The sequence below is a fragment of the Deltaproteobacteria bacterium HGW-Deltaproteobacteria-6 genome (assembly GCA_002840435.1).
Classification (GTDB): Bacteria; Desulfobacterota; Syntrophia; order Syntrophales; family Smithellaceae; genus UBA8904.
The window spans coordinates 891,935-914,923 of the sequence record PHAT01000005.1 but is presented as its reverse complement, the minus strand read 5'-3'; the positions used below and the strand labels follow the sequence as shown (position 1 = coordinate 914,923).

General features: G+C 51.1%; 22 protein-coding genes, 2 tRNA genes and 1 pseudogene. 9 read left to right on the top strand and 16 right to left on the bottom strand.

Annotated features, from left to right (window positions below; genetic code table 11):
• Nucleotides 1-56: 56 nt before the first annotated feature.
• The 5 genes and pseudogenes from CVU71_14445 to CVU71_14425 all read right to left on the bottom strand — a co-directional run bounded on the left by CVU71_14445 (nucleotide 57) and on the right by CVU71_14425 (nucleotide 5,212).
• The gene (locus tag CVU71_14445; GenBank protein ID PKN18668.1) at nucleotides 57-683 is read right to left on the bottom strand and encodes a TetR family transcriptional regulator; all 627 of its coding nucleotides are present in this window, start codon (nucleotides 681-683) and stop codon (nucleotides 57-59) included.
• A 190-nt stretch (nucleotides 684-873) separates the two neighbouring features.
• Nucleotides 874-1,677, bottom strand: a complete 804-nt coding sequence (locus tag CVU71_14440) for a short-chain dehydrogenase (protein PKN18667.1) — start codon at nucleotides 1,675-1,677, stop codon at nucleotides 874-876.
• 102 nt (nucleotides 1,678-1,779) lie between these two features.
• The gene (locus CVU71_14435; protein ID PKN18666.1) at nucleotides 1,780-3,060 is read right to left on the bottom strand and encodes a hypothetical protein; all 1,281 of its coding nucleotides are present in this window, start codon (nucleotides 3,058-3,060) and stop codon (nucleotides 1,780-1,782) included.
• 75 nt (nucleotides 3,061-3,135) lie between these two features.
• Nucleotides 3,136-4,446: pseudogene (locus CVU71_14430) on the bottom strand (aromatic ring hydroxylase).
• A gap of 31 nt (nucleotides 4,447-4,477) precedes the next feature.
• Nucleotides 4,478-5,212 carry a TetR/AcrR family transcriptional regulator gene (locus CVU71_14425; GenBank protein ID PKN18665.1) on the bottom strand — a complete coding sequence of 245 codons (735 nt, stop codon included), beginning with the start codon at nucleotides 5,210-5,212 and terminating at the stop codon, nucleotides 4,478-4,480.
• Between the two features lie 408 nt (nucleotides 5,213-5,620).
• On the opposite strand from CVU71_14425, the gene CVU71_14420 reads away from it, so the two are divergent.
• Nucleotides 5,621-5,872, top strand: a complete 252-nt coding sequence (locus tag CVU71_14420; protein PKN18664.1) for a hypothetical protein — start codon at nucleotides 5,621-5,623, stop codon at nucleotides 5,870-5,872.
• Between the two features lie 242 nt (nucleotides 5,873-6,114).
• Nucleotides 6,115-6,546, top strand: a complete 432-nt coding sequence (locus CVU71_14415) for a hypothetical protein (protein ID PKN18663.1) — start codon at nucleotides 6,115-6,117, stop codon at nucleotides 6,544-6,546.
• 124 nt (nucleotides 6,547-6,670) lie between these two features.
• Here the strand turns inward: CVU71_14415 and CVU71_14410 are convergent, their stop codons facing one another.
• The 5 genes from CVU71_14410 to proC all read right to left on the bottom strand — a co-directional run bounded on the left by CVU71_14410 (nucleotide 6,671) and on the right by proC (nucleotide 11,823).
• Nucleotides 6,671-7,438 (bottom strand): enoyl-CoA hydratase/isomerase family protein, encoded by a 768-nt coding sequence (locus CVU71_14410; GenBank protein ID PKN18741.1) that lies wholly within the window; start codon nucleotides 7,436-7,438, stop codon nucleotides 6,671-6,673.
• A gap of 342 nt (nucleotides 7,439-7,780) precedes the next feature.
• Nucleotides 7,781-8,122, bottom strand: coding sequence for a hypothetical protein (locus tag CVU71_14405; GenBank protein PKN18662.1), 342 nt, complete (start codon nucleotides 8,120-8,122; stop codon nucleotides 7,781-7,783).
• A 243-nt stretch (nucleotides 8,123-8,365) separates the two neighbouring features.
• Nucleotides 8,366-9,151, bottom strand: coding sequence for a short-chain dehydrogenase (locus CVU71_14400; GenBank protein ID PKN18661.1), 786 nt, complete (start codon nucleotides 9,149-9,151; stop codon nucleotides 8,366-8,368).
• Between the two features lie 42 nt (nucleotides 9,152-9,193).
• Complete coding sequence (locus CVU71_14395) at nucleotides 9,194-10,948, bottom strand: carboxylesterase (GenBank protein ID PKN18660.1); 1,755 nt, start codon at nucleotides 10,946-10,948, stop codon at nucleotides 9,194-9,196.
• Between the two features lie 56 nt (nucleotides 10,949-11,004).
• Entirely contained in the window at nucleotides 11,005-11,823 is an 819-nt protein-coding gene (gene proC, locus CVU71_14390) for a pyrroline-5-carboxylate reductase (GenBank protein PKN18659.1), read from the bottom strand.
• A 129-nt stretch (nucleotides 11,824-11,952) separates the two neighbouring features.
• Between proC and CVU71_14385 the strand changes: the two genes are divergently transcribed.
• The 7 genes from CVU71_14385 (at nucleotide 11,953) to CVU71_14355 (ending at nucleotide 16,622) form a co-directional block, all read left to right on the top strand.
• The gene (locus tag CVU71_14385) at nucleotides 11,953-12,744 is read left to right on the top strand and encodes a hypothetical protein (protein ID PKN18658.1); all 792 of its coding nucleotides are present in this window, start codon (nucleotides 11,953-11,955) and stop codon (nucleotides 12,742-12,744) included.
• 21 nt (nucleotides 12,745-12,765) lie between these two features.
• Nucleotides 12,766-13,068, top strand: coding sequence for a hypothetical protein (locus tag CVU71_14380; protein ID PKN18657.1), 303 nt, complete (start codon nucleotides 12,766-12,768; stop codon nucleotides 13,066-13,068).
• Complete coding sequence (locus CVU71_14375) at nucleotides 13,065-13,400, top strand: YggU family protein (protein PKN18740.1); 336 nt, start codon at nucleotides 13,065-13,067, stop codon at nucleotides 13,398-13,400. Before CVU71_14380 ends, CVU71_14375 begins: the two co-directional genes overlap by 4 nt.
• Before the next feature lie 52 nt (nucleotides 13,401-13,452).
• Entirely contained in the window at nucleotides 13,453-15,039 is a 1,587-nt protein-coding gene (gene mviN, locus CVU71_14370; protein PKN18656.1) for a murein biosynthesis integral membrane protein MurJ, read from the top strand.
• A gap of 99 nt (nucleotides 15,040-15,138) precedes the next feature.
• Complete coding sequence (locus CVU71_14365) at nucleotides 15,139-16,413, top strand: serine--tRNA ligase (GenBank protein PKN18655.1); 1,275 nt, start codon at nucleotides 15,139-15,141, stop codon at nucleotides 16,411-16,413.
• 31 nt (nucleotides 16,414-16,444) lie between these two features.
• Nucleotides 16,445-16,527, top strand: a tRNA-Ser gene (locus tag CVU71_14360).
• Nucleotides 16,528-16,622 (top strand) — tRNA-Ser (locus tag CVU71_14355).
• Nucleotides 16,623-16,915: 293 nt separating this feature from the next.
• Here the strand turns inward: CVU71_14355 and CVU71_14350 are convergent.
• The 6 genes from CVU71_14350 to CVU71_14325 are packed head-to-tail and all read right to left on the bottom strand — an operon-like array spanning nucleotide 16,916 to nucleotide 22,836.
• Complete coding sequence (locus CVU71_14350) at nucleotides 16,916-17,680, bottom strand: DNA-binding response regulator (protein ID PKN18654.1); 765 nt, start codon at nucleotides 17,678-17,680, stop codon at nucleotides 16,916-16,918.
• Nucleotides 17,670-18,734, bottom strand: a complete 1,065-nt coding sequence (locus CVU71_14345) for a sensor histidine kinase (protein ID PKN18653.1) — start codon at nucleotides 18,732-18,734, stop codon at nucleotides 17,670-17,672. Before CVU71_14345 ends, CVU71_14350 begins: the two co-directional genes overlap by 11 nt.
• A 39-nt stretch (nucleotides 18,735-18,773) precedes the next feature.
• Nucleotides 18,774-20,120, bottom strand: coding sequence for a hypothetical protein (locus tag CVU71_14340; GenBank protein ID PKN18652.1), 1,347 nt, complete (start codon nucleotides 20,118-20,120; stop codon nucleotides 18,774-18,776).
• 9 nt (nucleotides 20,121-20,129) lie between these two features.
• Entirely contained in the window at nucleotides 20,130-20,912 is a 783-nt protein-coding gene (locus CVU71_14335; GenBank protein ID PKN18651.1) for an outer membrane lipoprotein-sorting protein, read from the bottom strand.
• Nucleotides 20,913-20,914: 2 nt separating this feature from the next.
• Complete coding sequence (locus tag CVU71_14330; protein PKN18650.1) at nucleotides 20,915-22,153, bottom strand: ABC transporter permease; 1,239 nt, start codon at nucleotides 22,151-22,153, stop codon at nucleotides 20,915-20,917.
• Nucleotides 22,153-22,836, bottom strand: a complete 684-nt coding sequence (locus CVU71_14325; protein ID PKN18649.1) for a lipoprotein-releasing system ATP-binding protein LolD — start codon at nucleotides 22,834-22,836, stop codon at nucleotides 22,153-22,155. The genes CVU71_14330 and CVU71_14325 overlap by 1 nt, the downstream gene beginning before the upstream one ends.
• Nucleotides 22,837-22,989 lie beyond the last annotated feature (153 nt).

The window sequence follows — 22,989 nt, the reverse complement described above, 5'->3', positions numbered from 1 at the left end:
ATTCCAGGGTTTCCGTGCTTTTACGCGATACCCGGTTTATCGCAGAAAGTATTTCGTTAACGATCCGCTCCCGGTGCAGCGGGGAGAGGTTTCAGAAATACATCCAGTAAAAGGGAAATACTCCGGCGGATGGGCACGGTCGAATTCTCGATCTTCATGCGCAACAGGCCGCCTTCCCACGTGTCCCAGCAGAATCGGGCAAGGTCCGCTGCCGGAATATCCCGGCGTACGGTGCCTTGCAGTTGGGCGTGTTCCAGAAGCCCGGCCACACGGTCGCACCATTCCGCCATAACCGATTTCATGGCGCCTCTGCATAATGCGCTGGATTCCGCCAATTCCCCGGACAAATTGCCGATCAGACAGCCTGTCTTGATGCTGCAGCCATCCTGGTTCCGGATCATAAACTCGAAAACGTTACGCAACATTTTAAGGGGGTCATTATCCGGCCCTTGGGCAATCAACCGGTCCCACATGGCGGAGATCTGGCCGGCATAGTGTTTGACAATTTCCGAGGCAAAACCTTCTTTACTTTTGAAATAATTGTAGAAGGATCCCTTGGGAACTCCCAGGGCATCGACAATGTCCTGAATGCCTGTTCCATGATAGCCATGTTCACAAAACAATCCGATGCCGACTTCAATCAGCTTTTCTTTTACATCCGCGTTTCCCTTGATCATTTTCATATAATATGACCGGTCGTCTTAGCTGTCGATGGCAATAAATGTTGCAGCGCTTTCACGAAATGATCTCCTTGTCTGAAAAGAAACGGACAGAGGATGTCCGCTTGGCGAAACAGCCCTCCGGCCGCCACCCGTGTCCGGGCAGCGGCTGGAGGCGTCTTAAATTAGTTGAAAGAAAAAACGATTGCTTTTCCTACGCGCTCAGGTGCGTGCTTAAAAGCAGTGCGCCGTCGATGACAATCTCGGTGCCCGATGTATAACTGGATGCATCGGAAGCCAGGTAAATGGCCGCTCCGGCAATTTCATCCGGTACGCCGATCCGGCAGGTGGGCAGAAGCGCGCACAATTTTTCGCGTTCTTTTGCCGCCTCTTCCGGCGTCAGGTTGAACCAGTGGGAGTTCATCATCTTCGTTTCGATCGGACCGGGTAAAATCGTGTTCACCTGGATGTTATCACGAGCCAATTCCATAGCGAAAGCTTTCGTAATATGGCGAACCCCGGCTTTGGAAATGGAATAGACGCTGACGAACGGTTCAGGATTAACGCCGTCGATGGAGGCGACGTTGATGATTTTTCCGCCGCCCTGTTTTTTCATGACTTTGGCTACAGCCTGGCTCATGAAGTAAACGCCTTTCAGGTTGAGGTTCATGATGGTATCCCAGAGGCGTTCATCGGAATCAAGCACCGATCCCATGGCGGGGCTGGCTCCGGCATTGTTGACCAGAATATCGATGCGGCCGAATTTCTGCAAAACCGTGTCCACGACACGCTGATATTCTTCGAACTTACCCAGATGCGCGGGGACAACCAGAACTTCACAGCCAATGGCCGTCATTTCACAGGCGGTTGCATCCAGATCCTGCGCCTTGCGGCTGGTAATAACCACTTTGGCTCCGGCTTTGGCGAAGCCATAGGCGATGGCCTGGCCGATGCCGCGGCTGCCGCCGGTTACTATTGCTACTTTACCTTTCAATGAAAATTGAGAAAGATCGAACATGGAAAAATCTCCTTATATTGTTTTCTTTAATCAAAAACTACCGTCGCCCCGGACTTAAAGCCGGGGCAACGGCACACGATAAACATTCTAACAAAATTGTTTCTATTTAGCCGTTTTGGGCGCCAGTGCTTCACGGTCGCCGCCGCTCATGCCGGCGATGTACTTCACCAGCTTCTTGCGGGACTCGATGTCGTACTGCGTCGTGATGGCAATCTGCTCCATGATCGGGGAACCGCCGCCGTGGTAGTTGCCGATATTCATGATGCCGCCGGTGGCGGAGCACAGATGGTCGCCCAGATAACGCCAGAACTGCGCCTGATCTTCAGCCGACATATTGGGATTACGCTTCGTGTATTTCAAAAGCGCTTCGCCGGTGGCCGGATGCGGGAAGGTCGCCGTGACGCCGCCGGAAATATCGCAAAGAATTTCCGCTTCGCGCCATACCGCTTCACCCGACAGGCAGCGGCCGACGTTGCAGTATATGGAATGCGGAATGTAGGAACCGGGTCCATAAGGAACAAAGCCGATGCCGGGAACATAAACTTCCGGCTTGCCCAGGGATGAAGCCGTATAACCCGCGGCGTAGCCCAGTTCGATGACCATAATGAGTTCCGCCAGTTTCTCGCGGACATGTTCAGTCTTGTGGATGTTGTTCACTTCCGCGGCCAGAGCGGCTGTTCCCAGCAGGACATCGCCGATCGCCGGTTTGCAGCCGGAGTAGGAATGACGATGGAACAGGGCAAACAAAAGCGCGCAGGCGCCGCCGTGCTGATATTCGCCGGCCAGGAAAACCCGTTCCCAGGGAATAAAACAATTCTCAAAAATCATGTAGGAATCGGTCGCACCCGGCATAAAGCCCCGTTTGTAATGCTCACGGGGACGCAGGTTGTGGATCGTCGTCACCTGCTTCAAGCCATCCCAGTCTCCCGGTACGGCAAAAGCAACGGCATAGTCCTTATCTTCTTTGCGCAGCGCCCGGGTGGGAACAACCAGGACTTCATCCGCCACGGAAGCTTCAGAAATATGAACCTTGCAGCCCTCATAGGAAACATTGTAAATGGCGTTCGTGCCGTCAATGCCCATGCAGCGCTGAATGCAGCCGCCGACCTTCTGGCACAGCATTCTGGTCATGTCCTGTTTCTTATGCAGGTCGTCCGTGTTCTGGTGAATGTGCGTATAGCGGTTGATTCTCTCGCCCGTCAGGTGGGAGATCGCCGTACACAGATCCTGGTTCTCCGGCTTGGCCGCTTCGTCATAGGTTGTCCCGATCACATTGAGACAATCCATCTGGAGTTCATCGTCACGGTCAATTAGCTGCCCATCAAAATAAATGTTCCGTTTCATTTTGGAGAGGCCTTTAATATAATCCTGCTTTGTTCTCATGGCGCCATCCTTTCTCTTAAAAGATTTTGATACATAAAGGGGCCTGAATGCTCAGGCCCCTTCTTCTTGCTTAACTTACTTTGCTTTCTTGGGAGCCAATGCATCCCGGTCGCCGCCGCTCATGCCGGCAATGTACTTCACCAGCTTCTTGCGGGACTCGATGTCGTACTGCGTCGTGATGGCAATCTGCTCCATGATCGGGGAACCGCCGCCGTGGTAGTTGCCCACGTTGGTAATGCCGCCGGTAGCCGAACACAGCGTATCGCCCAATGCGGGAAGGTCGCCGTGACGCCGCCGGAAATATCGCAAAGAATTTCCGCTTCGCGCCATACCGCTTCACCCGACAGGCAGCGGCCGACGTTGCAGTAAATGGAATGCGGAATGTAGGAACCGGGTCCATAAGGAACAAAACCAAAACCGGGCATATAGACTTCGGGTTTGCCCAGATCGGACGCGGTATAACCCGCGGCATAACCCAGCTCAATGGTCATGATGATCTCAGCCAGTTTCTCGCGGACATGCTCGGTCTTGTGGATGTTGTTCACTTCCGCAGCCAGAGCGGCCGAACCCAGAATCACGTCGCCGATCGCCGGTTTGCAGCCGGAGTAGGAATGACGATGGAACAGGGCGAACAGTAAAGCCAGAACGCCGCCGTGCTGATGTTCGCCGGCCAGGAAGACTCTTTCCCAGGGCACGAAACAGTTGTCGAAGATCATGTAGGAGTCCGTGGCGCCCGGCATGAAACCGCGTTTGTAATGCTCGCGCTGACGCAGATTATGAACGGTGACAACCTGCTTTAACCCGTCCCAGTCGCCCGGTACGGCAAAAGCAACAGCGTAGTCCTTATCGTCCTTGCGCAGAGCGCGGGTAGGCAGCACCAGGACTTCGTCCGCTACGGAGGCTTCGGAAATATGAACCTTGCAGCCTTCAACAATAATGCCGTCCTTGGTCCGTTCCTTAATACGCACATAGGAACCGGGATTCGGCTGTTCGGCGGGGCGCAGCATGCGGTCGCCCTTGGTGTCCGTCTGGGCGCAGCAGCTCATAGGAAACATTGTAAATGGCGTTCGTGCCGTCAATGCCCATGCAGCGCTGAATGCAGCCGCCGACCTTCTGGCACAGCATTCTGGTCATGTCCTGCTTTTTGTGCAGATCGTCCGTGCTCTGGTGAATGTGCGTATAGCGGTTGATTCTCTCGCCGGTGAGGTGGGAGATCGCCGTACACAGATCCTGGTTCTCCGGCTTGGCCGCTTCGTCATAAGTTGTGCCGATGGTATTGAGGCAGTCCATCTGCAGTTCATCGTCACGGTCAATTAGCTGCCCATCAAAATAAATGTTCCGTTTCATTTTGGAGAGGCCCTTGATGTAATCCTGTTTTGTTCTCATTGTGTTACTCCTTTCGTTCTTTGTACATCCTTTAGTTATTGGTATTTCTTTTTGTCACTTTTTTGTTTTTTGAAGTTTTGGCGCTTTTATCCTGGTCGAGAAAAATCTGCCCCAGAGCCTGGGCATCTTCTAATTTCAGGTGCAGGGTTAGTCCTTGCTCCTGCTTCCTGGCGCGGATCCCGGAGAGGACGATTTCCATAAACGGGTCGAGCATGTCCATCATGCTTTTTTCACGTTTGGGCATCCCCTGCATGTGCCAGTGGATAAAGATGTGTTCAATGGTGCCCATCAGCATGGAACGAATCAGGTATGCGTCGGCATCAGCACGGAATGTTCCGTTGGCGATCCCATCGCGAATACAATCGAGCAGCCGGTGCGCGGAACGCCGGATGGCTTCATGCGCGGCGGTTTGCCGGAAGCGTTTGTTGGACATGAGTTGAAGTAAAACCAGCGCGGAATAATGAGGATTATTCTCATAAAGCCGGACATAGCTCAAAAGAACGGCGCGCATCCGGCCTTCAACATCCTTAATATAGGGCAGGACAGCTTCAGATTCTTCAAACGTATCATTGGAAATTTTTTCGGGGATGGCAAACAGCAGATCTTCTTTGGTGCCGAAATATTCGTAAATGGTGGCGTCGGAAACACCGGCTTCTTTACTGATTTCAGAGATGGTGGCCTCCTGGAAACTTTTCTCTGCAAAAATACGCAGCGCCGCTTCCATGATGCGGTCCTTGCGGGTTTTTGTTCGAGCGTGGTCTGCCATAATGACACCTTTTCCCTCTTGGGCATTAAGCTACATCACCATAGTGCCACTGTCAAGTATTATTTTATTTCATAGTGAGACTCTGTTTTTATTACCGATATTCATAGTGAATGGTCAGTTAATGAGGCTATCTGCTGGTTTTTGCTTGGATAACGAGCAAGGCGCGAAGGCACAGAGACGCAAAGGCACAAAGAAAAGAGGTAATGGTAGGGGCAAAAGATTTTCTGCCCCTTCAGCGTTGGGCTGGTTCAATCGTCCTTCGAGTGAACCGTTGTGTACCAAAATTTCATAGTCCTTGATTTTATGGTGAATTTTAATTTGCATTCGGTCTGAAAAAGAGTAGGATTGCAACAAATCCCGAAAGAAACTTGCCATCTATGTTAATTGATATAAAAAGGAGGAAAATTGATGAAAAAGCAATTGTTGATTGTTCTCGTAGCCCTTATTTTGTCATCACTGGACTGCTTTGCCGAGGATGTTCCGAAAATCATTGAAGATGGATTGGCAGCTTACAAAACATCTGGAACGGATATGGCAGTTACCACTTGGCTCAAGGGATCCCCTTTAGAAAATGAAAAAACTGTGGTGGCAAACATGAAAGGGGGAATTGTTCAGATAGAATCAATGTGTGGGAAGATGAAACTGGTTATGAGATATTAAGGTCCGTCAAGGTGTCATCTGTTAGCAATCGTACATATGCGGTCATTCAATATGAGCAATGTCCTCTATACTTTTTTATTGATTCGTATAAAACACCAAATGGATGGATCATTCCCAAAATGATTTTTAATACCGATGCAGATAAGATACTGCCTGACAGTATGCTTAGATAAAATCATATATCTGGATCAATCCAGCCGGTCACTGCGCTCCGGATGATCTCATCATTCGTTAGAGAACAAATGAAGATAAAACATCTATACCCGATCGCTTTTGTCATCTGCGCCATTATCGGCGCCATCGTCGGAAAGACAACCGGCTATGGCGCATTGCGTGGCATGACCGATGGCATCATCATCGCGGCCCTGCCTTTATTTCTCATTATATTGATTTATCCTGTTCTGACGGCGTGGCGGCCGGTTCTGCCCGTCTGCCGATGCGGAAAATCTCGTGCCAGAAACTACCTTTACATAGGGCCTGCCGACGCGGCTCAAACCGACGGCAGCGTCCGGTTCAAGTGTCCGACGTGCGGAAGGATATACGAGAAGGATCATAATAGGTTTAATGAACTGATGCCGGATGGGAAAATGGTTCCTTACATGAGCCACAGTAAATGGGGAAGATGGAGGCAGACGCCAGCCAGCCAGCCTTCTCCCGGTGACGCCGCTTCCTGAGCCGCGCCTGCGAAGTGACATAAGGCCAACCAGAAGGGGTAATGCTCAAAAGGGCCTTGACATCTGCCGATGCCAAGGCCCTTCTTTAAATCACAACAGTGCTTTGTGCCTTTGTGCCTTTTTTCTATTTCTTTCTCGCCGCCGCCAGTTTCGCCTGAAGGGCATCAATGCGCTGATGATTGTCTTCCGAGCCGATATAGGTCCGGAAGAGCCATTCCTGAATCCGCATCGCGCCGTCGAGGTCTTCATTGAGCACTTTATTGGAAAGGGCTTTGGTTTCCTTGAGACAGCCCCGGTCGTACGTCGCCATCTCGCGGGCGATTTCTCCCACGGATTCCAGAAGCTTACCTTCCGGAAATACGCGGCTGACATAACCCATCTTTTCCGCTTCATGGGCGTCGTAAATCCGGCCCGTGAGTGCTACTTCTTTCGCGCGGCCCAATCCGATGATACGCCACAGCGGATCCATCACCGGCGTGAGCGACAGCACGATTTCGCGCTGGCCGAACTTGGCGCGCTCGGAAGCATAACGGATATCGCACATCAGGGTAAGATCAAAACCACCGGCAATGGCCGCGCCGCCAACGGCGCAGATCACCGGCTGCGGGCAAAACAGGATGGCCCGGTACGCCCGGTGAAACAAATCAATGTAGGCTTCGTTGGAAACTTTCTCCAGCTGGCGGATTTCATTGAGGTCAAACCCGGCGGAAAAATACTTCTCGCCGCCGGTGAGCACAACAACATTAACGTCTTCGCGCGAGGCAATCGACGTAAACACCGTCGCAACCTCATCGAGCACTTGCGGCGCCAGCGCGTTGCCCTTATCCGGCCGGTTGATCGTTACCGTCGCTACCTTCGCGTCGACACTCAGCAATAAATATTTTAAATCCATATTTTCCCCTCCATCATTTCTTATTTCTTTTATTTTGTGAACGACCGCGGCGGCTATCTGTTCTTCCGCCAGCTCCCGGGAATTAACGGTTTTGCCGGCAACAACAACCCAATCTTTGGTCAAATCATTCAGTTCGGGCTTCCTCGCGCAGGCCGTCCCGCAACCGCAAATCAGAAAACCTGCTCCAAAAGATCCAAGGGAAGCGTCTGTCGTAAGGTGATAACCGGTCTGAAGCGAGCTTTCAATATCCCTGATGATCTTTGATCTGTCGATTTGACAATTACAACCGCCGCAGTATTTAACTACAATTTCCAAACGTATTGAACTCCGAATTTATCAATTTTATACAGGAAGGCAGGACTGAATGAAACTGTCAATCTGCTTGTCATTCAGGCCAATACCGGGTCTGCCGTCCAGGCGCTTGACGGCCTGGCCTTTTTCGAAAAGGATCAGCGTCGGCACGACATCGATGCCGTATAAATCGGCGACATGCTCCTCATCGTCGGCGACCAGAAGCAGATTCTGCCGGGTTTCGCGCGCCTGCTTTTCAAACACGGGCAGGACTCTGCGGCAAAAAGGGCACCAGGACGCGTAAACCATGGCGATCACTCTGTCCTTTTCCCTGAGAGCCTGTTCCAGATCACGAAGGTTGTCCACTGATGCGCATGACTCGTTTTCGCCCATAGATGCCTCCCTCTCTGATTAAAACTGCAGGGTGATGTCACGTTTGTTCTGTCATTTCGACGAGTACCCTCCGCGTCACCTTTAGGTGATTAGGGTAAGGAGTTTTGACGGCTGAGAAATCCTGGATTTCTCCCTGCCGTCGAAATGACACTGCCTGGTTGACATAACAGTAGAGAACGGCCGCGATAACCTAATACCCTAAAGGGCACGCGAGGTCACAAGCCGTTCTCTACATTGGCAAAATTATTTTTTTAATGGCGCTCCCTGCATAAATCTCTCCTGCAGCCTGCGCATTCCCTGAAGCCACCGGGTATAATCCGCCGCTTTTCTCTGCATGTAAGTTTTGACTTCCTTATGCGGCAGAATCAAAAATTCGTCGGCCGCAAAGGACTCCATCACGGCGTCCGCCAACTGTTCGGGTTTCATCAGGCCGTCCACTCCTGCCACGCCGCCGCCTTCGGCACCGCGCGTCATTTCCGTGTCCACAGCCTGCGGGCACAGGGCAAACACCTGGATGCCCTGATCGCCGTACGTAATGGAGAGATTTTCCGCAAGCCCCACCGCCGCGTGTTTGGTGACGGAATAAGGGAGCGATCCGATCTGACTTAAGAGTCCGGCCGCGGAGGCTGTAATCAGGAAAGCGCCGCCGCCCCGTTTGATCATCCCGGGCATAACCGCGCGCGCCGCAAAAACGTGGGCCAGCACGTTAATTTCCCAGATGCGCTGCCAGGCTTTATTATCCACTTCATAACCGCCAATGGCAATGATTCCCGCGTTGGAGCAGAAGATATCGACGCCGCCGAACTTTTCTTCGGCAAACTTCACCAGACGGATAATATCCGCTTCTTTGCTCACATCACAGACAACGGCATCACCCTTAACCTCATCGGCTACGGCTTTAGCGCCCGCTTCATTGACATCCGCCGCGATGATCGCCCTGGCGCCTTCTTTCGCAAATCTCTGGCACAATGCCCGACCAATACCGGAAGCCGCGCCGGTAACAATAATAACCTTTCCTGATACTTCCATATGACATCCTCCACTTTTCTATATTTTCCATAATCTTTTTATCTAATGTAATCCGTGCGGAAGCAAATCCCAGACGGGTTGAATTTCTTTTTGTCTGGGCTCTGCCTTCAAAGCGTCCAGAACCGATTTTCTGGTCAGTTCACTATTGGACATGATGATTTTGGCCTTTTCCAGATCCGCATCCAGCAGAATCATTTTGGGAAGCCCCTGAATATTGGACCAGGGCAGCCATGTGGTTAAACCGGAACCTTCCCTGTTGGGATCGCCGGTCCGGGCAAACTGCGCCCAGTAATCCATCATGGCATTGGACAGCGCGACACGGCCGGGGCGGTTGTCGTCATTAAAAACATACGCTCCCAAACTCGCATTGTCCGTCCCAAAAACAAAATCAATTTCCATCGCATGACACGCACCCAGCATGATACTCAACGGACGTTTAATGACGTTGTTCTTTCTGCCGTCCGCCCCCCATAAGAATTGGTAGGCGAAGATCGGAGGCTGGTTGCTGTTGTTTCGCATAATTCTGGCGGGATTATCCACGGCCATTACTTTCCAGGCGTCGCTGCCATGTTTGGCGGTCAGATCATATAATTCCATCTGATCAGGCTCTTCATACAAGGTGTAATACTTCAGCCACTCCTTAAACGGCTCAAAGTTTCTGATAAAAAGTTTGGCTTCTTCTTTGTTGCTGCCCATGATCATCGGAACTTTGTTGTAATGGCCCGTCGTCAGCGCATCATAGAAGTCAACGGGCAGCACTTTGCCGTCTCCGAAAGCCGTCGGAAATTGAATCATGCCGAAAGCTTTGCCTTCAGGATAGACTTCCAGAAAATCCTGCGGTTTCTTTGATCGCAGATAGGCGGCAAGGTCTTTAGCGGGCATGGCGGCAAGCAGGGCCGCGGCCTCTTTTTCACCGGCTGCCTTTCCTTCCTGCACCATGATTTTAGCCAGGATGCGATTGATATGGGCGGCGCCCTGCTCAGGCGTGGAAGGACGGATGACGCCGCTTTCGGAAATGGCGCGATGGAATAACCCGCCGGCCATGGGTGAAGACAAGAGGCAATAGACATTCTGTCCCCCCGCTGATTCGCCGGCAATCGTGACATTGCCGGGGTCGCCGCCGAATTGATTAATGTTGGCCTGCACCCATTTCAGGGCCGCAATCAAATCCAGAATCGCGAAGTTTCCGGAATCACCCGCGGCATCGCCGGTCTTTAACGCCGGATGGTTGAAGAATCCCATGTGACCGAGCCGGTAATTGACGGTGACGACCACCATGTTGCCGCGATTGGCCAGGATGCCGCCGTCCATCCCCGACAACAGGGGCCACTGGATGCTGTTGCCGCCGCCGTGGATCCAGAAAAATACCGGCAGGTTGCCCTTTGCGTTTTTGGGCGACCAGATGTTCATATATAAGCAGTCTTCGCTGCCTGTGACGATCTGGGATGTGGCCGGATTGTGGTCATGATCAATATACTGCGGGCAGACCTGGCAGAATTTATCGGCCTTCAGGGGTTCCGAACGTTTTTCCGGCGCCCGGGGCGCCATCCAGCGCAGGTCACCGACCGGCGGCCGGGCATAGGGAATCGCCTTCCAGGAATAGGTATTGGTCGCGGCGTTTTCCTCGCCGATCACGATACCTTCCGTGGTTTGAGCCGCTAAGGTAACTGCTTTGTCCGGCCCCTGCACGCTGTTAAGACCGCTGCATCCCGGCAAACAAAGCAGGGACACGACACAAACAAGCAAGGCAAGCCGCGCAAAATACCAACGAACTGAAACCCGTTTCTTTCCCGACATCGTTTCTGATCCCCCTTTAACTTTTTATGAAAAAATTATTTTTGCTGATCACTGATTTATTTTGCCTGGGCCAGTTCCTTCGCGCGTCTGGCCGCGGCTTCCACTGCAGCCATCAGCGTCGCGCGAATCTTTCCCTCCTCCAGCACTTTTAAACCGGCGGCGGTGGTGCCTCCGGGCGACGTTACCATGTTTTTCAACTGCGCGGGATGCTGTTTGCCGGTAAGACAAAGACGCGCCGAACCCAGCATCGTCTGCGCGGCAAGTTTCTCGGCCAGATCCCGTGACAGGCCCAACTGGACACCGGCATCCGCCAGCGCTTCGATCATGACAAAACAATAAGCCGGACCGCTGCCGCTCAATCCGGTCACGGCGTCCATCAGTTTTTCATCCACTTCCACGGCAAGACCGACGGCGTTTAAAATAGCCAGCGCATATTGCGCGTCGTCTTTTTGAGCAAAATGCCCCCGGGCCACGGCAGCAGCGCCTTCACCCGCCATCGCGGCGACATTGGGCATCACTCTCAAAACACGCGGGGATTTGGACAACAGCTTTTCGATGGAATCCGTCGTGATACCCGCGGCAATCGATATAAACAGTTTTGATTTATTCACGACCGGACGGATTCCCTTCAGGGTTTCCGGAAAATTCTGAGGTTTGACGGCCAGGATGATAATATCAGCATCCTTCACCGCTTTTTTGTTGTCGGCGGTAACCTGCACTTTCAGCGAAGCGTGCAAGTCTTTGAGCCTCGAAGGGTCAATATCCGTTACGGTGATATTCTGCGCGGAAATAATTTTGCGGGTAATCATTCCCGCGGCGAGAATACCGCCCATCTTTCCGCCTCCGATAATAGCTACTTTTTTGCCTGTAAACATAGTCTTTCAGCCCTCCGGGATAATGGCAGATACATGCACTTTTTTCCCGCATCCTGTCAATATAAATCCATTCTTCCATTGCATAAAAATTTGCTTTTATGATAGTCATTTCACGGAGGGCGATATCCGATGTTGAAATATTTCAAGGTAAAGGAAAATAACGTGGCCTGCTGGATCAATCCACAGGATTTCGGCACACATGAAAAGAGCCTCGTTTTCATTCACGGCTCCGGCGGCAATTCCAGCGCCTGGTCCGCTCAATATTCAAAATTGCATAAAAAATTCAATATCGCCGCGGTTAATCTGCCCGGCCATGGAAAGTCCGGAGGCGTCGGCGAACAGGACATCCCGGCCTACGTCCTCCGGTTAAAGGAAATTCTCGACGTTTTAAAACTGGACCGCCCCATCCTCATCGGCCATTCGCTGGGGGCCGCGATCGCACTTTCATTTGCCGCAAAGTATCCGCGGGATTTAAGTGGTGTTGTAACCGCGGGCGGCGGCTTAACCATGCCGGTCAACCCCGATATGCTGGACGGGTTTCGCAAGCAGCCTGCGCTTGTTCTGGACATGATGTGCAAATTTTCCCTGGCCAGGGAAAACCGCCCGGAGTTTTTCGATGCCCTGCGCGCAAGCCTGGGCGAGGCCAATGTCGATGTCGTGGCCGGCGACATGCTGGCCTGCAGTAAATTCAACCTCACAGGCGACCTCCAAAAAATCATCGCACCCGTTCTGGTCCTCTGCGGCGCGGAAGATAAAATGACGCCGCCCGCTTGCTCGGAGCAGATCGCCGCAGGCATTGACGGAGCCACGCTGGTCATCATCGAAGGCGCGGGGCACATGGCCATGATGGAAAAGCCGTCGGCGTTCAATGAGGCCCTGCAGGATTTCGCCGCGGCGCTGCCGCGGACGATTGTGAAATAAGAAAATAAAGGCGGAGGTTTCATGCTATCAATTGGTACGGGTAACTTTATTATCGCACTGGCAAAAATTATTGATATCGTTCTAACGGTCTATATGTGGATCATCGTCGCCCGCGCGCTGATCTCCTGGGTGAATCCCGATCCCTACAACAAGATTGTCATCTTTTTGTACCGCGTGACGGAACCGGTGCTGCGCCCGCTTCGCCGGCTCATTCCCCGGCACAACCTGCCCATCGATTTTGCGCCGCTGGTTGTTTTGTTGATCATCATCTTTTTACAGTACTTTCTGGTTCAAACCATGATTCAAATGGCGCGCATCTTATAGGAAGGCTATTGATTTTGACCCAGACCATCCAGCTTCGTGAAACAAAGAACGGTGTGTCCTTTGACATCCATGTCAATCCCCACGCGTCACGGGCCGGCATTGCAGGCCTTGCGGAGGGCATGCTGAAAGTAAAAGTCACCGCGCCGCCGGTGGAAGGGGCGGCCAATGAGGCCGTCATCGCGCTTTTGTCCAAAAAACTGGGACTCCGGAAAAGCCAGATGAAAATATCCGCAGGCGCCAAAGGACGCAAAAAAACGATTCTGGTCGGCGACATCAGCAGAAGCGATCTGGAACGGAAGATCCATCAACTGGATATTGATCAGACATCATAAAAAAATATCAGCGTCAGGGTTCAGCAAAATACGCGGGAACTGAAATGAGACTATGAGCAGCCCGGCAGAAAAATCAGAAAATGCCAAAGTCGCCAAAGCGGCGGGAATTGTCGGCGCCGCGACGATGGTCAGCCGCGTTTTCGGGGTCATCCGGGACATGGTGATTGCCGCATTATTCGGCGCCAGCTGGATGACCGACGCTTTCTGGGTGGCGTTTCGCATTCCCAATATGCTCAGGCGCCTGCTGGGTGAAGGCTCGCTGACTGTTTCCTTTGTCCCGGTTTTTACCGAATACCTGCAAAAGAAGACAAAAGAAGAAGCTCTGGAACTGGCCGAAAACGCCTTCACCATCCTGTCCGTCATCCTGGCCATTGTATCGGTCGCGGGAATTCTCCTGTCGCCGTTGATTGTCGGTCTCATCGCGCCCGGCTTTATCGCCAAACCCGAGCAGTTCACCCTGGCTGTTTTTTTAAATCGCCTGATGTTTCCCTACATCTTTTTTATCGCTCTGGTGGCCTTATGCATGGGCATCTTGAATTCCTTCCGGCATTTTACCGCGCCGGCGCTGTCGCCGGTGCTGCTCAACATCGCCATGATCACCGCCGCGCTGACGCTGCGCGACTTGTTTGCCCAACCCATCACGGCGCTGGCCGTGGGGGTGCTCGCAGGCGGCGTGCTGCAACTGGCCATGCAGTGGCCGGTATTGCTGAAATTCGGCGTTAAATTCAAATTCCGCTTCAACCTGCGGCATCCGGGTATTCACCAAATCGGCCTGCTCATGCTGCCGGCGATACTCGGCGCGGGCGTAGGCACCATCAATGTTTTTGTGGGAACGATTCTGGCCTCCCTGCTGCCTTCCGGCTCCGTCACCTATCTTTTTTATGCCGACCGGATCATGGAATTCCCGCTGGGCATTTTTGCCATCGCCATCGGAACGGCCGCGCTGCCCAGCTTTTCCAAACATGTTGCCGCAGGCGAAATGGACAAACTGAAATCAGGCATTTCTTTTTCCCTGCGGCTGATGCTTTTTCTGACCATTCCGTCGATGGTAGCCCTGATGGCGCTTCACCTGCCGATCATCTCCGTCTTATTTCAGCGCGGCGCGTTTGACGCGCAGGCAGCCACTTATACCGGTCAGGCCCTGTTCTGCTACGCGCTGGGCCTCTGGGCCTACTCCGTGTTGCGCGTTTTTGTTTCTTCCTTTTACTCGCTTCAGGATTCCAAGTGGCCGCTGAAAGCGGCCGTCATCACCCTGATTGTCAATGTGATTTTTAGTCTGGCCCTGATGTACCCTTTAAAGCACAATGGCATTGCTCTGGCCGGCTCCATCTCCGCCGCCGTTAATGTTTTGATTCTGGCCATTGTCCTCCGAAAAAAAATCGGGCCTTACCTTGACCGGGCCTTTTATACATCCGTATTGAAAATTATCGCATCCTCCGTCGCGATGGCGGCCGCCATCGGGCTGATTGAATATTTTATGCCGTGGAACACCTCCGCCTCGTTTAAAGCAAGATTGATCTATCTGGTCAGCACAATAATTGTTGGAGCCGGCGCATACTTTGTATGCACCTACCTGTTGAAAAGTACTGAAATTCATGCCCTGATCAATATGCTTCAAAAACGGTTAAGACGCGCCTAGTATTGATCCAGCCGATAAAACAATTGACTTCAACCCGTCAAAGTGATAGGAAAATCCGTCTTTGGCAAGGTTCATCAGCAAAAGGCTAAAGGGTAAATTATGTTAGACATTAAATACTTAAGGCAAAATATCGACTTGGTTCTCAAAAAGATGGATGAACGTGGTCAGAAGATTGATTTTGGCCGGTTTATCGATTTGGAAGCGAAAAGACGCGACACCCTGCAGGCGGTGGAAGCCCTGCGCAACGAACGTAACAGCGTTTCCAAGCAAGTCGGGGAACTCAAGAAAAAGAAAGAGGACGCATCCCAGCTCATCGAGAAAATGGGCGATGTTGCGGCCAAGATAAAAGAATATGACGAAAGTCTGCGCGTTATAGAAGAAGAGTTAAACGCTTTTGTCATGATCGTGCCGAATATTCAGCACGAATCCGTACCACAGGGCAGCGGTTCAGAAGACAATAAGGTGGTACGCACCTGGGGTGAAATACCGGTTTTCAATTTTGAACCTAAACAGCATTTTGATCTGGGAGAAAGCCTGAACATTCTGGATTTCGCCAGAGGCGCTAAAATCACCGGAGCGCGTTTTACACTTTACCGTGGAGCGGGCGCTCAACTGGAGCGGGCGATCACCAACTTCATGCTGGATTTACATACGGGACATCATGGATACACGGAAGTATTTACGCCTTTTATGGTCAATGCCGAGAGCATGACCGGCACAGGCCAGCTGCCCAAGTTCAAGGAAGATCTTTTCAAAATTGAAGGCATGGAATATTACCTGATTCCGACGGCGGAAGTTCCGGTGACGAATATTTTCCGGGATGAAATCCTGGAAGAAGAGAAATTGCCGATTTATTTTGTGGCTTATTCGGCCTGTTTCCGGGCGGAAGCCGGTTCCTACGGCAAGGATACAAGGGGATTGATCCGTCAGCATCAGTTCAACAAAGTGGAAATGGTCAAATTTTCCAAACCGGAAACGTCTTACGATGAGCTGGAAAAACTGACTGCCAATGCGGAAGAAGTGCTCAAGCGACTGGGAATTCCATTCCGAACGGTATGCCTGTGCACGGCCGACCTTGGTTTTTCTTCGGCCAAAACGTACGATGTGGAAGCCTGGCTGCCCGGACAGAACACTTATCGGGAAATTTCATCGTGCAGCAATTTTGAAGACTTTCAGGCGAGGCGTGCGGCCATTCGCTACCGCCGCAAGGACAACGGCAAGGTGGAATTTGTCCACACATTGAACGGCTCGGGACTGGCTGTGGGCCGTACCGTTGTAGCAGTCATGGAAAATTATCAGCAGGCGGACGGCAGCATCATCGTCCCCGAAGCTTTGCGTCCCTATATGAGAGGTCTTGAACGGATTACTCTTTAAGGAATTTTCCCGAAGCATGATTTAATAATATGGAGGGATGGCCGAGTGGTCGATGGCGGCGGTCTTGAAAACCGTTGGATGAAAGTCTCGCGGGTTCGAATCCTGCTCCCTCCCGGAGAGATGGCTGAGTGGCCGAAAGCGATCGCCTGCTAAGCGATTGTACGCCCTTTAAAGGTGTACCGCGGGTTCGAATCCCGCTCTCTCCGCCAGTTTTACGTCTTTTTTACTATTACATCCGACACAACGGCAATAAAGGCCTCTACGGCAAAATCAAATATCATGTATGGGTTTGGCCGTCGCAAGACGTGCACCCGGAGACTTCCGGGCGAATCCCGCTCATCTGTTGAATTCTTTGAATTTGAAACACAACGAAATCCAAGGATCTCTTAACTCCGACGCCGGTACTTCCCGCCATCCCCAAGGATACATATCTGCCTTACCGTTTTCAGACAAGAGCAATCGTTTTTTATTGGTCTGTAATGAATCAAAAGGATATTAATTTTTACATTTGCTTGAACAGATGCAGATACTGGCGGCTGACGGTCAGGGGGTCCGGTCTGTTTTTCAGTTTGAGAACACCGCGCCCGGTCAGTGAACGGCCGACATGCTCAATTTTGGAGACGTTAACAATCGTCGACCGGTGGATCTGCCAGAACCGGTGGGGGTCGAGTTCCTGACTTAATTCCTTAATGCTCTTTTTAATCAGCGATTCACCATCCGCCGTTATGACCAGCGTGTATTTATCATCGGCCTGGAAATAATCGACCTCTTCCACGGGAATCAAACGAACCGCCTCTTTATGCTGCGCTTTGATCCAGCGCAGAAAATCCGCGCCGCTCCGGCTAGGCAAGCTGGCAATGACCTGTGACAGCATGGCAGCCAGACCAGCGGATGGCGCTTCGTTATTCTGAAGTTCTTTTTTTAAGCGCAAAATGGTCTGCATCAGCCGTTTTTTGGTCACCGGCTTGACCAGATAGTCGATCGCTTCGTGTTCAAAAGCCTCGACCGCATACTGATTATAGGCCGTTACAAATACAATACGGCATTCATCAGCGATTTTTTGAGCTACGTCCAGACCGGAAAGACCCGGCATCTTGATATCCAGAAAAATAATATGCGGCTGACAGGCGTCGATCATTTCCAGGGTTTCCCGGCCATTGGCCGCTTCACCGCAAATCGCGAGCTCAGGCCAGGCTTCGGCAAGCATGGTTTTGAGGTATCCTCTTAACTCTTTTTCATCATCGGCAATAATGGCCTTATACGTCATGGGTCGGCACCTCGATGACAGCTTTGACGCCCTGCGGTTTGTTTTCCTCGATCGTCAAACGGCCTTTTTCTCCATAGAGCAGCCCCAGGCGTTCACGCACATTGGTGAGCCCCACACCGGGCTGGTTAAAATCAGAAAATCCCATGCCGGTATCCACGACCTCGATCCTCAGAATATTGTTTTCTTCGACGGCGGCAATCAGAATATCACCCCCGTCAACTTTGGGTTCCAATCCGTGCTTGACGGCATTTTCCACCAGCGGTTGAAGCAACATGGGCGGAAAAGCATGCTGCCGTAAATGATCCGGAACGTCAATTCTAAAATTCAAACGCTCATCCATCCTTATTTTTTGTATATTGAGATAAGCTTTGATCATTTCTATTTCCTGATGCAGCGTTGTTTTTTCCGGTAAAGTCCGGGACAAAGATGTTCGCAGGTATTTGGTTAGATCCAGAAGCATGGACTTACCCTTGGCCGGCTGTGTATCGATCAGACTGACGACATTGGAAAGGGTATTGAAAAGAAAATGGGGCTCGATCTGGGCCTGCAGCATTCTGAGAGATGCCGACAGGGCTTCTTTCTCCACAGCCATCCGCCTGTTTTTTTCCTGTTCGAACATTTCATTGCGGCGTCTCAATCTGGCATTGGAAATGAAAGAATAGGATGCGGCGCCGCTGAAAACAACGGCAACAAAAATTATTTTCAGCAGATCTTTCATGGGAAAATTCAGACTGATGGCAAAGATCATCTCCAGAATATAAAAACCGATGTTGAGCCCCACAACAGCGCCGCAGATGGTAGCGGCAGACATAATTAATATTAATGTCGGCCACTGCCGGGGCCTGAATATATGCAGCATAAGCGTGATCAGGGAGCAGATGGTGAGTCCAAACGACTGCGCCATGATAAAACTGACGGACAGGTGTGATGTGGGATTGGAAAAGGCTATGACAAATGCAATCGCCGTACAGACGATTATTGTATAGAAAAAATCCATTACAATATTTTTACGGCGGAGATGAAATTCTACGTCAAAGGCCCCTGTCTGTTCCATATGAAGATTACCTTACACGTTGAAGAGCCTTGTAAATTCTTAAAGCGTATACTTTAAACCAAACATTAACTGATAATCCAGGGTGCTGCGAAATTCCGCATCCCCGCCTCCCGCACTGACCATTCCGGAAGAAAACAACTCCAGATGATTGCCCAGAGAATATGACACAAGTGTGAGAAATTGACCAGACCCATCATCCAGATTTTGTGTCCAGCGCAACGTCAAATCGATTTTATTTTTGATGTTGTTTTGAGAATACTGAAACATGCCGTAATGCTTCCGGAGATACCTGAGGCCCGGATTGATGGTCTGCCCCAGTGTGCTTTGTCCCAGTAATCCGGCCAGCCCGCCCATGTTGAAAGCCGCAGCGCCTCTGCGCCTCAGGGTGCAGTATATTTCGGCTTCGTCACGGTTATAGCCGGGGCCGTTATAAGCGTATTCCAGCGAAAACGTGCCATTGGCTTCCAGGGTATAGGAACTGCCGATTAACATAATCGGTTTAATATCGGAGTCGTTCTGATGGATTTTTTGCATGGAAGCACCCAGAGAGGAACCATCGGTCCGGGGATACAAAGCATTGCTTCCTTTCATGAAGCTTCCTTCGCCATAGATCAGCACGGCGTCGGAGATCGTCCATCCTCCGAAAAATCCCAATGTCTTATTATAATCTTTCTGGGAAATAATGATGGACGCGTAATTTTCCCGGCCCGTATAATCGGCTTTGAGTGCGTACGTTTTTTCAAAGGGATCGGTTCCCAAAAGCGTGTTGCGCCCTTCGTCCGTATTGACAATGGCGGATACCGTCCAGGAACTGTGGGGGATAAATACCAGACGGCCGAATTCCATGCCCTGAACTTCCACGTAAGGGTTGCTGCGGCCATTATCCCGAAAGAAGGGATTGGAAGGAGAAAAAAGAAAAGAAGGCCCCCATTGCAGGTTTTCCCGGCCATAGGACACAAAAAGATTTTCCCTTGCTTTTAAACGCACCAGCCATTCATTGACATACCAGTCATCTTTCCATTGCGTCTCTCCGCGGCGGTTTCCTTCTTCCCATATCCGGAATTCCAGCTTCGCCCGGGGTTTAGCCGATAGTTCCAGAAAGTTCAGATCCAGCTTGAAATCCGGCCTTAATTCCAGATTGGCCGTGTAATGCGTAAGATTCAGAAAATTATTATCCGGATTCTGCGTCGATGTGGCCGGTTTCTGTACAATGCCGTATGGCATGATCCGCAAATCCGCGGAAAAACCGTCTTTAATCATCCGGATAACCGATGGCTGCGCCTCTTTGGCATCGTCAGCGTTGACGACCTGCGGCTGCCATCCCCCGGCGGCGATGAACAGGAAAGTAATGATCAAAAGAATCTTTTTAATACACCGTGGCTTCATGAGGTCATTCTATCTCGTCAGCAGGTTGAGGTTGAAAGTGGCGTCCGATACTTTTTTGAGCACGGGCTTGCTGTAGTTCAACGTCGTTACATCCGTTTTGATGACGGCGCTGGTAATCGTCATCTTAGAAATGAACTCCCGCGGTTTATCATTAATGGTGATGCTGTTTTCATATTCGAAAACAGCCGTTTTAAACATTTTACCGGAGACCGTGTAAAATTCAGCCTTCAGACCCACAATACGCTCTTTGGATATCCAGTACTTAATCCGATCATAAGTCGCCCGGCTGTCCACCGCCTGCAAATCCATCATGAGGCAGGACTCGCCGCCTACTTTACTTTCCGTTGTGTGGGTGATTTTGTAGTCGGCCGAATAGTTCGTGGAGGCAATATCGCCATTGGCCGCGCCGCCCATCAGCTTTTGCCGCGGAGAGATGGGAACGGCCTTGGAAAGCCCCGGTTTGGCAAACCACATGTTGCGGTCCTGCATTAACAGCTTTTGACCTTTGATATTAGCCGGCGCCAAAGTATCGGCCAGGGAATTATAACCTCTGGCGTATACCCGCAGTTTCCGATGCTGTTCACGCCCTCCCTCAATGGCATCGATGACAATTTCCCATTGGATTCCTTCGGCGTTGCCGCGGGCTTCATCCGCCTTTTTGAGCATCTCCTTGGGACTCATTTCCGCGTAAACCACTGATGCGGAAATACACAGACAGAATATCAGCATCACGCCCAGTGCGAGGCGATAAATCTTTTCATTTTTTTTGTTCATTATCCTTCTCCTTTTCATATTTAAACATGTCCCAAAGAATCGACAATATTCCGCTTGGCCGCGCCTCTGGCCGGAATGATTGCCGCGATTAAAGACAACAGCACCAGGCTCAAAAGCAGAATAAGCAGCATGGCCGGCACCATGTCCACCTTCATGTCTACAGGCATGGAAAAACCCGCGGGTGTATATCTTGGCGGATACTTTTTGATCAGCGCCCACACGCCTGTATGCAGGACAATCCCCAGGATACTGCCGAAAAATCCTATAAAGGCTCCTTCCAGGGCAAACAGAAAAGATACCCCTCTGCGCTTCAATCCCAGAGCCCTCAGCGTCCCGATTTCCCGCGTTCTCTCGAGAATGGTCATCCCCATCGTGTTCACCGTGGTCATGACCACAATCACCAGAACGATGGAAAAGAGAAACATAAACATGACCCGGAGAAAAGCTTTCTGTTTCGTAAAGTACAGCGATAAATCTTCCCATGTTCTGATTTCACAATTGATGCCGGCCGCTTTCAGTTTCGCAAGAAAAAGGGCGCGCATCTGATCGGTATCCTGCCAGTCCATAAGCAGGATGACTATTCTTTCCGCTGCCTGCGTGTCCAGCAGAGACTGTGCGAAGTAATAATTGAAGCGCATGAATTTATCGTTAGAGAAATCGGAGCCGGTATCGTAAACGCCATTAATCTTGATATCCAAAGCGTTCATTTGTCCGCTTAAAGTGGGCGCCATCACCACGCCATCCTTGCCCTCAGTCAGGTTAAGATACCTGCTCAAATCTTTCGCTATTTCGACGCCATAGCGTGTCTCATCATTCAGGGGTTGTCCTTTGACCGGCATAAATTCAGCCCAGGCTCCTTTAATCATCCTCTCATCTTTAGGAATGACGCCCTGAGCAATAAAAATAGTCGAGGTGATTCCATTGGTGACAATACCGGTCAGCTGAATTTGCGGTGTGGCCAGTCTGACGTTCTCCTCGGCCGTAACAATTTCGATAATCTTTTGCGTTTCCTCTTTGGAGAACATGTATTTTTCCGGATCGTTCTTTCCCTTTTCCTTCCATCCTTCCTTGTTAATCCTCAAATGACCCAGGCCCTCTGCGTGAATGGCCATAAACCGGAGGCCCTGATACACGGCGTGCATATAACCATAATAAAGACTGATTGAGGCAAAGCCCACGGCGATCGCAATCAGCGTAACCAGAGAGCGGCGCTTGTTCCTGAAAATATTGCGAACGGCCAGTTTGATCCATTTCATCATTAGTTTTGTCCTCCGTTAACGATCTTGCCATCTTCCAGACGCACCAGTCGTTCGACGCGGTCCAGCAGTCTTTGATCATGGGTAGAAAAAATAAAAGTGGTGTGGTCTTTTTCGTTCAACTCGCGCATGAGATCGATGATCATATGGGCGGTTTCCGAATCCAGATTGGCCGTCGGTTCATCGGCAATCACGAGCGACGGGTCGTTCACCAGCGCCCGCGCGATCGATACCCTTTGCTGCTGGCCTCCCGACATTTTTGCCGGACGCTTATGGACCAGGTCGATTAAGCCCACTTCCTCCAGGCGAGCTATCGCCTGCTTTCTGGCTTCTGCTGCCGATGCGCCCTTGATCTGCAGCGGCAGCATGACATTTTCCAGCGCGGAAAGAACCGGAACCAGATTGAACCCCTGAAAGACAAACCCGATTTTTTCATTGCGATGTGCGCTTTTCTGGTTATCCGTCAAAGACCGGACATCCTTGCCGGCAATAGCCAGTTCTCCGGTGGTTGGTTCATCAATGGCGCCGATCAGATTCAAAAGGGTGGTCTTGCCGGACCCGGACGGCCCCCAGATGGCCACAAATTCTTTTTCATCAATTTGCAGATCAACCCCTCTCAGGGCGTGCACCACCGTTTCCCCGAGATGATAATCTTTGGTAATGTTTTTCATATCAATTAAAGCCATACTACTTCTCCTTTCGAAAGACCCTGAGGCAGATCTGTATAAGTACGTTTTAATCTAATATTTAAGCTTCTCTGGAATTTGAGTTACATTGGCATAAATATCCGTCATTGTAAATCTCCCGGCGACCAAGAGACGGATAAGGGGATAAAAAGG

Excerpts from the sequence above, each read along its gene's own strand:
- CVU71_14330 (PKN18650.1), bottom strand. The coding sequence starts at position 22,153 with ATGATGAAATGGATCAAACTGGCCGTTCGCAATATTTTCAGGAACAAG.
- CVU71_14400 (PKN18661.1), bottom strand. The coding sequence starts at position 9,151 with ATGGAAGTATCAGGAAAGGTTATTATTGTTACCGGCGCGGCTTCCGGT.
- CVU71_14345 (PKN18653.1), bottom strand. The coding sequence starts at position 18,734 with ATGGAACAGACAGGGGCCTTTGACGTAGAATTTCATCTCCGCCGTAAA.
- CVU71_14425 (PKN18665.1), bottom strand. The coding sequence starts at position 5,212 with ATGGCAGACCACGCTCGAACAAAAACCCGCAAGGACCGCATCATGGAA.
- CVU71_14415 (PKN18663.1), top strand. The coding sequence starts at position 6,115 with ATGAAGATAAAACATCTATACCCGATCGCTTTTGTCATCTGCGCCATT.
- mviN (PKN18656.1), top strand. The coding sequence starts at position 13,453 with ATGAGCAGCCCGGCAGAAAAATCAGAAAATGCCAAAGTCGCCAAAGCG.
- CVU71_14380 (PKN18657.1), top strand. The coding sequence starts at position 12,766 with ATGCTATCAATTGGTACGGGTAACTTTATTATCGCACTGGCAAAAATT.
- CVU71_14440 (PKN18667.1), bottom strand. The coding sequence starts at position 1,677 with ATGTTCGATCTTTCTCAATTTTCATTGAAAGGTAAAGTAGCAATAGTA.
- CVU71_14435 (PKN18666.1), bottom strand. The coding sequence starts at position 3,060 with ATGAGAACAAAGCAGGATTATATTAAAGGCCTCTCCAAAATGAAACGG.
- CVU71_14410 (PKN18741.1), bottom strand. The coding sequence starts at position 7,438 with ATGGATTTAAAATATTTATTGCTGAGTGTCGACGCGAAGGTAGCGACG.
- CVU71_14340 (PKN18652.1), bottom strand. The coding sequence starts at position 20,120 with ATGAAGCCACGGTGTATTAAAAAGATTCTTTTGATCATTACTTTCCTG.
- CVU71_14395 (PKN18660.1), bottom strand. The coding sequence starts at position 10,948 with ATGTCGGGAAAGAAACGGGTTTCAGTTCGTTGGTATTTTGCGCGGCTT.
- CVU71_14350 (PKN18654.1), bottom strand. The coding sequence starts at position 17,680 with ATGACGTATAAGGCCATTATTGCCGATGATGAAAAAGAGTTAAGAGGA.
- proC (PKN18659.1), bottom strand. The coding sequence starts at position 11,823 with ATGTTTACAGGCAAAAAAGTAGCTATTATCGGAGGCGGAAAGATGGGC.
- CVU71_14445 (PKN18668.1), bottom strand. The coding sequence starts at position 683 with ATGAAAATGATCAAGGGAAACGCGGATGTAAAAGAAAAGCTGATTGAA.
- CVU71_14335 (PKN18651.1), bottom strand. The coding sequence starts at position 20,912 with ATGAAAAGGAGAAGGATAATGAACAAAAAAAATGAAAAGATTTATCGC.
- CVU71_14385 (PKN18658.1), top strand. The coding sequence starts at position 11,953 with ATGTTGAAATATTTCAAGGTAAAGGAAAATAACGTGGCCTGCTGGATC.
- CVU71_14420 (PKN18664.1), top strand. The coding sequence starts at position 5,621 with ATGAAAAAGCAATTGTTGATTGTTCTCGTAGCCCTTATTTTGTCATCA.
- CVU71_14405 (PKN18662.1), bottom strand. The coding sequence starts at position 8,122 with ATGGGCGAAAACGAGTCATGCGCATCAGTGGACAACCTTCGTGATCTG.
- CVU71_14325 (PKN18649.1), bottom strand. The coding sequence starts at position 22,836 with ATGGCTTTAATTGATATGAAAAACATTACCAAAGATTATCATCTCGGG.
- CVU71_14365 (PKN18655.1), top strand. The coding sequence starts at position 15,139 with ATGTTAGACATTAAATACTTAAGGCAAAATATCGACTTGGTTCTCAAA.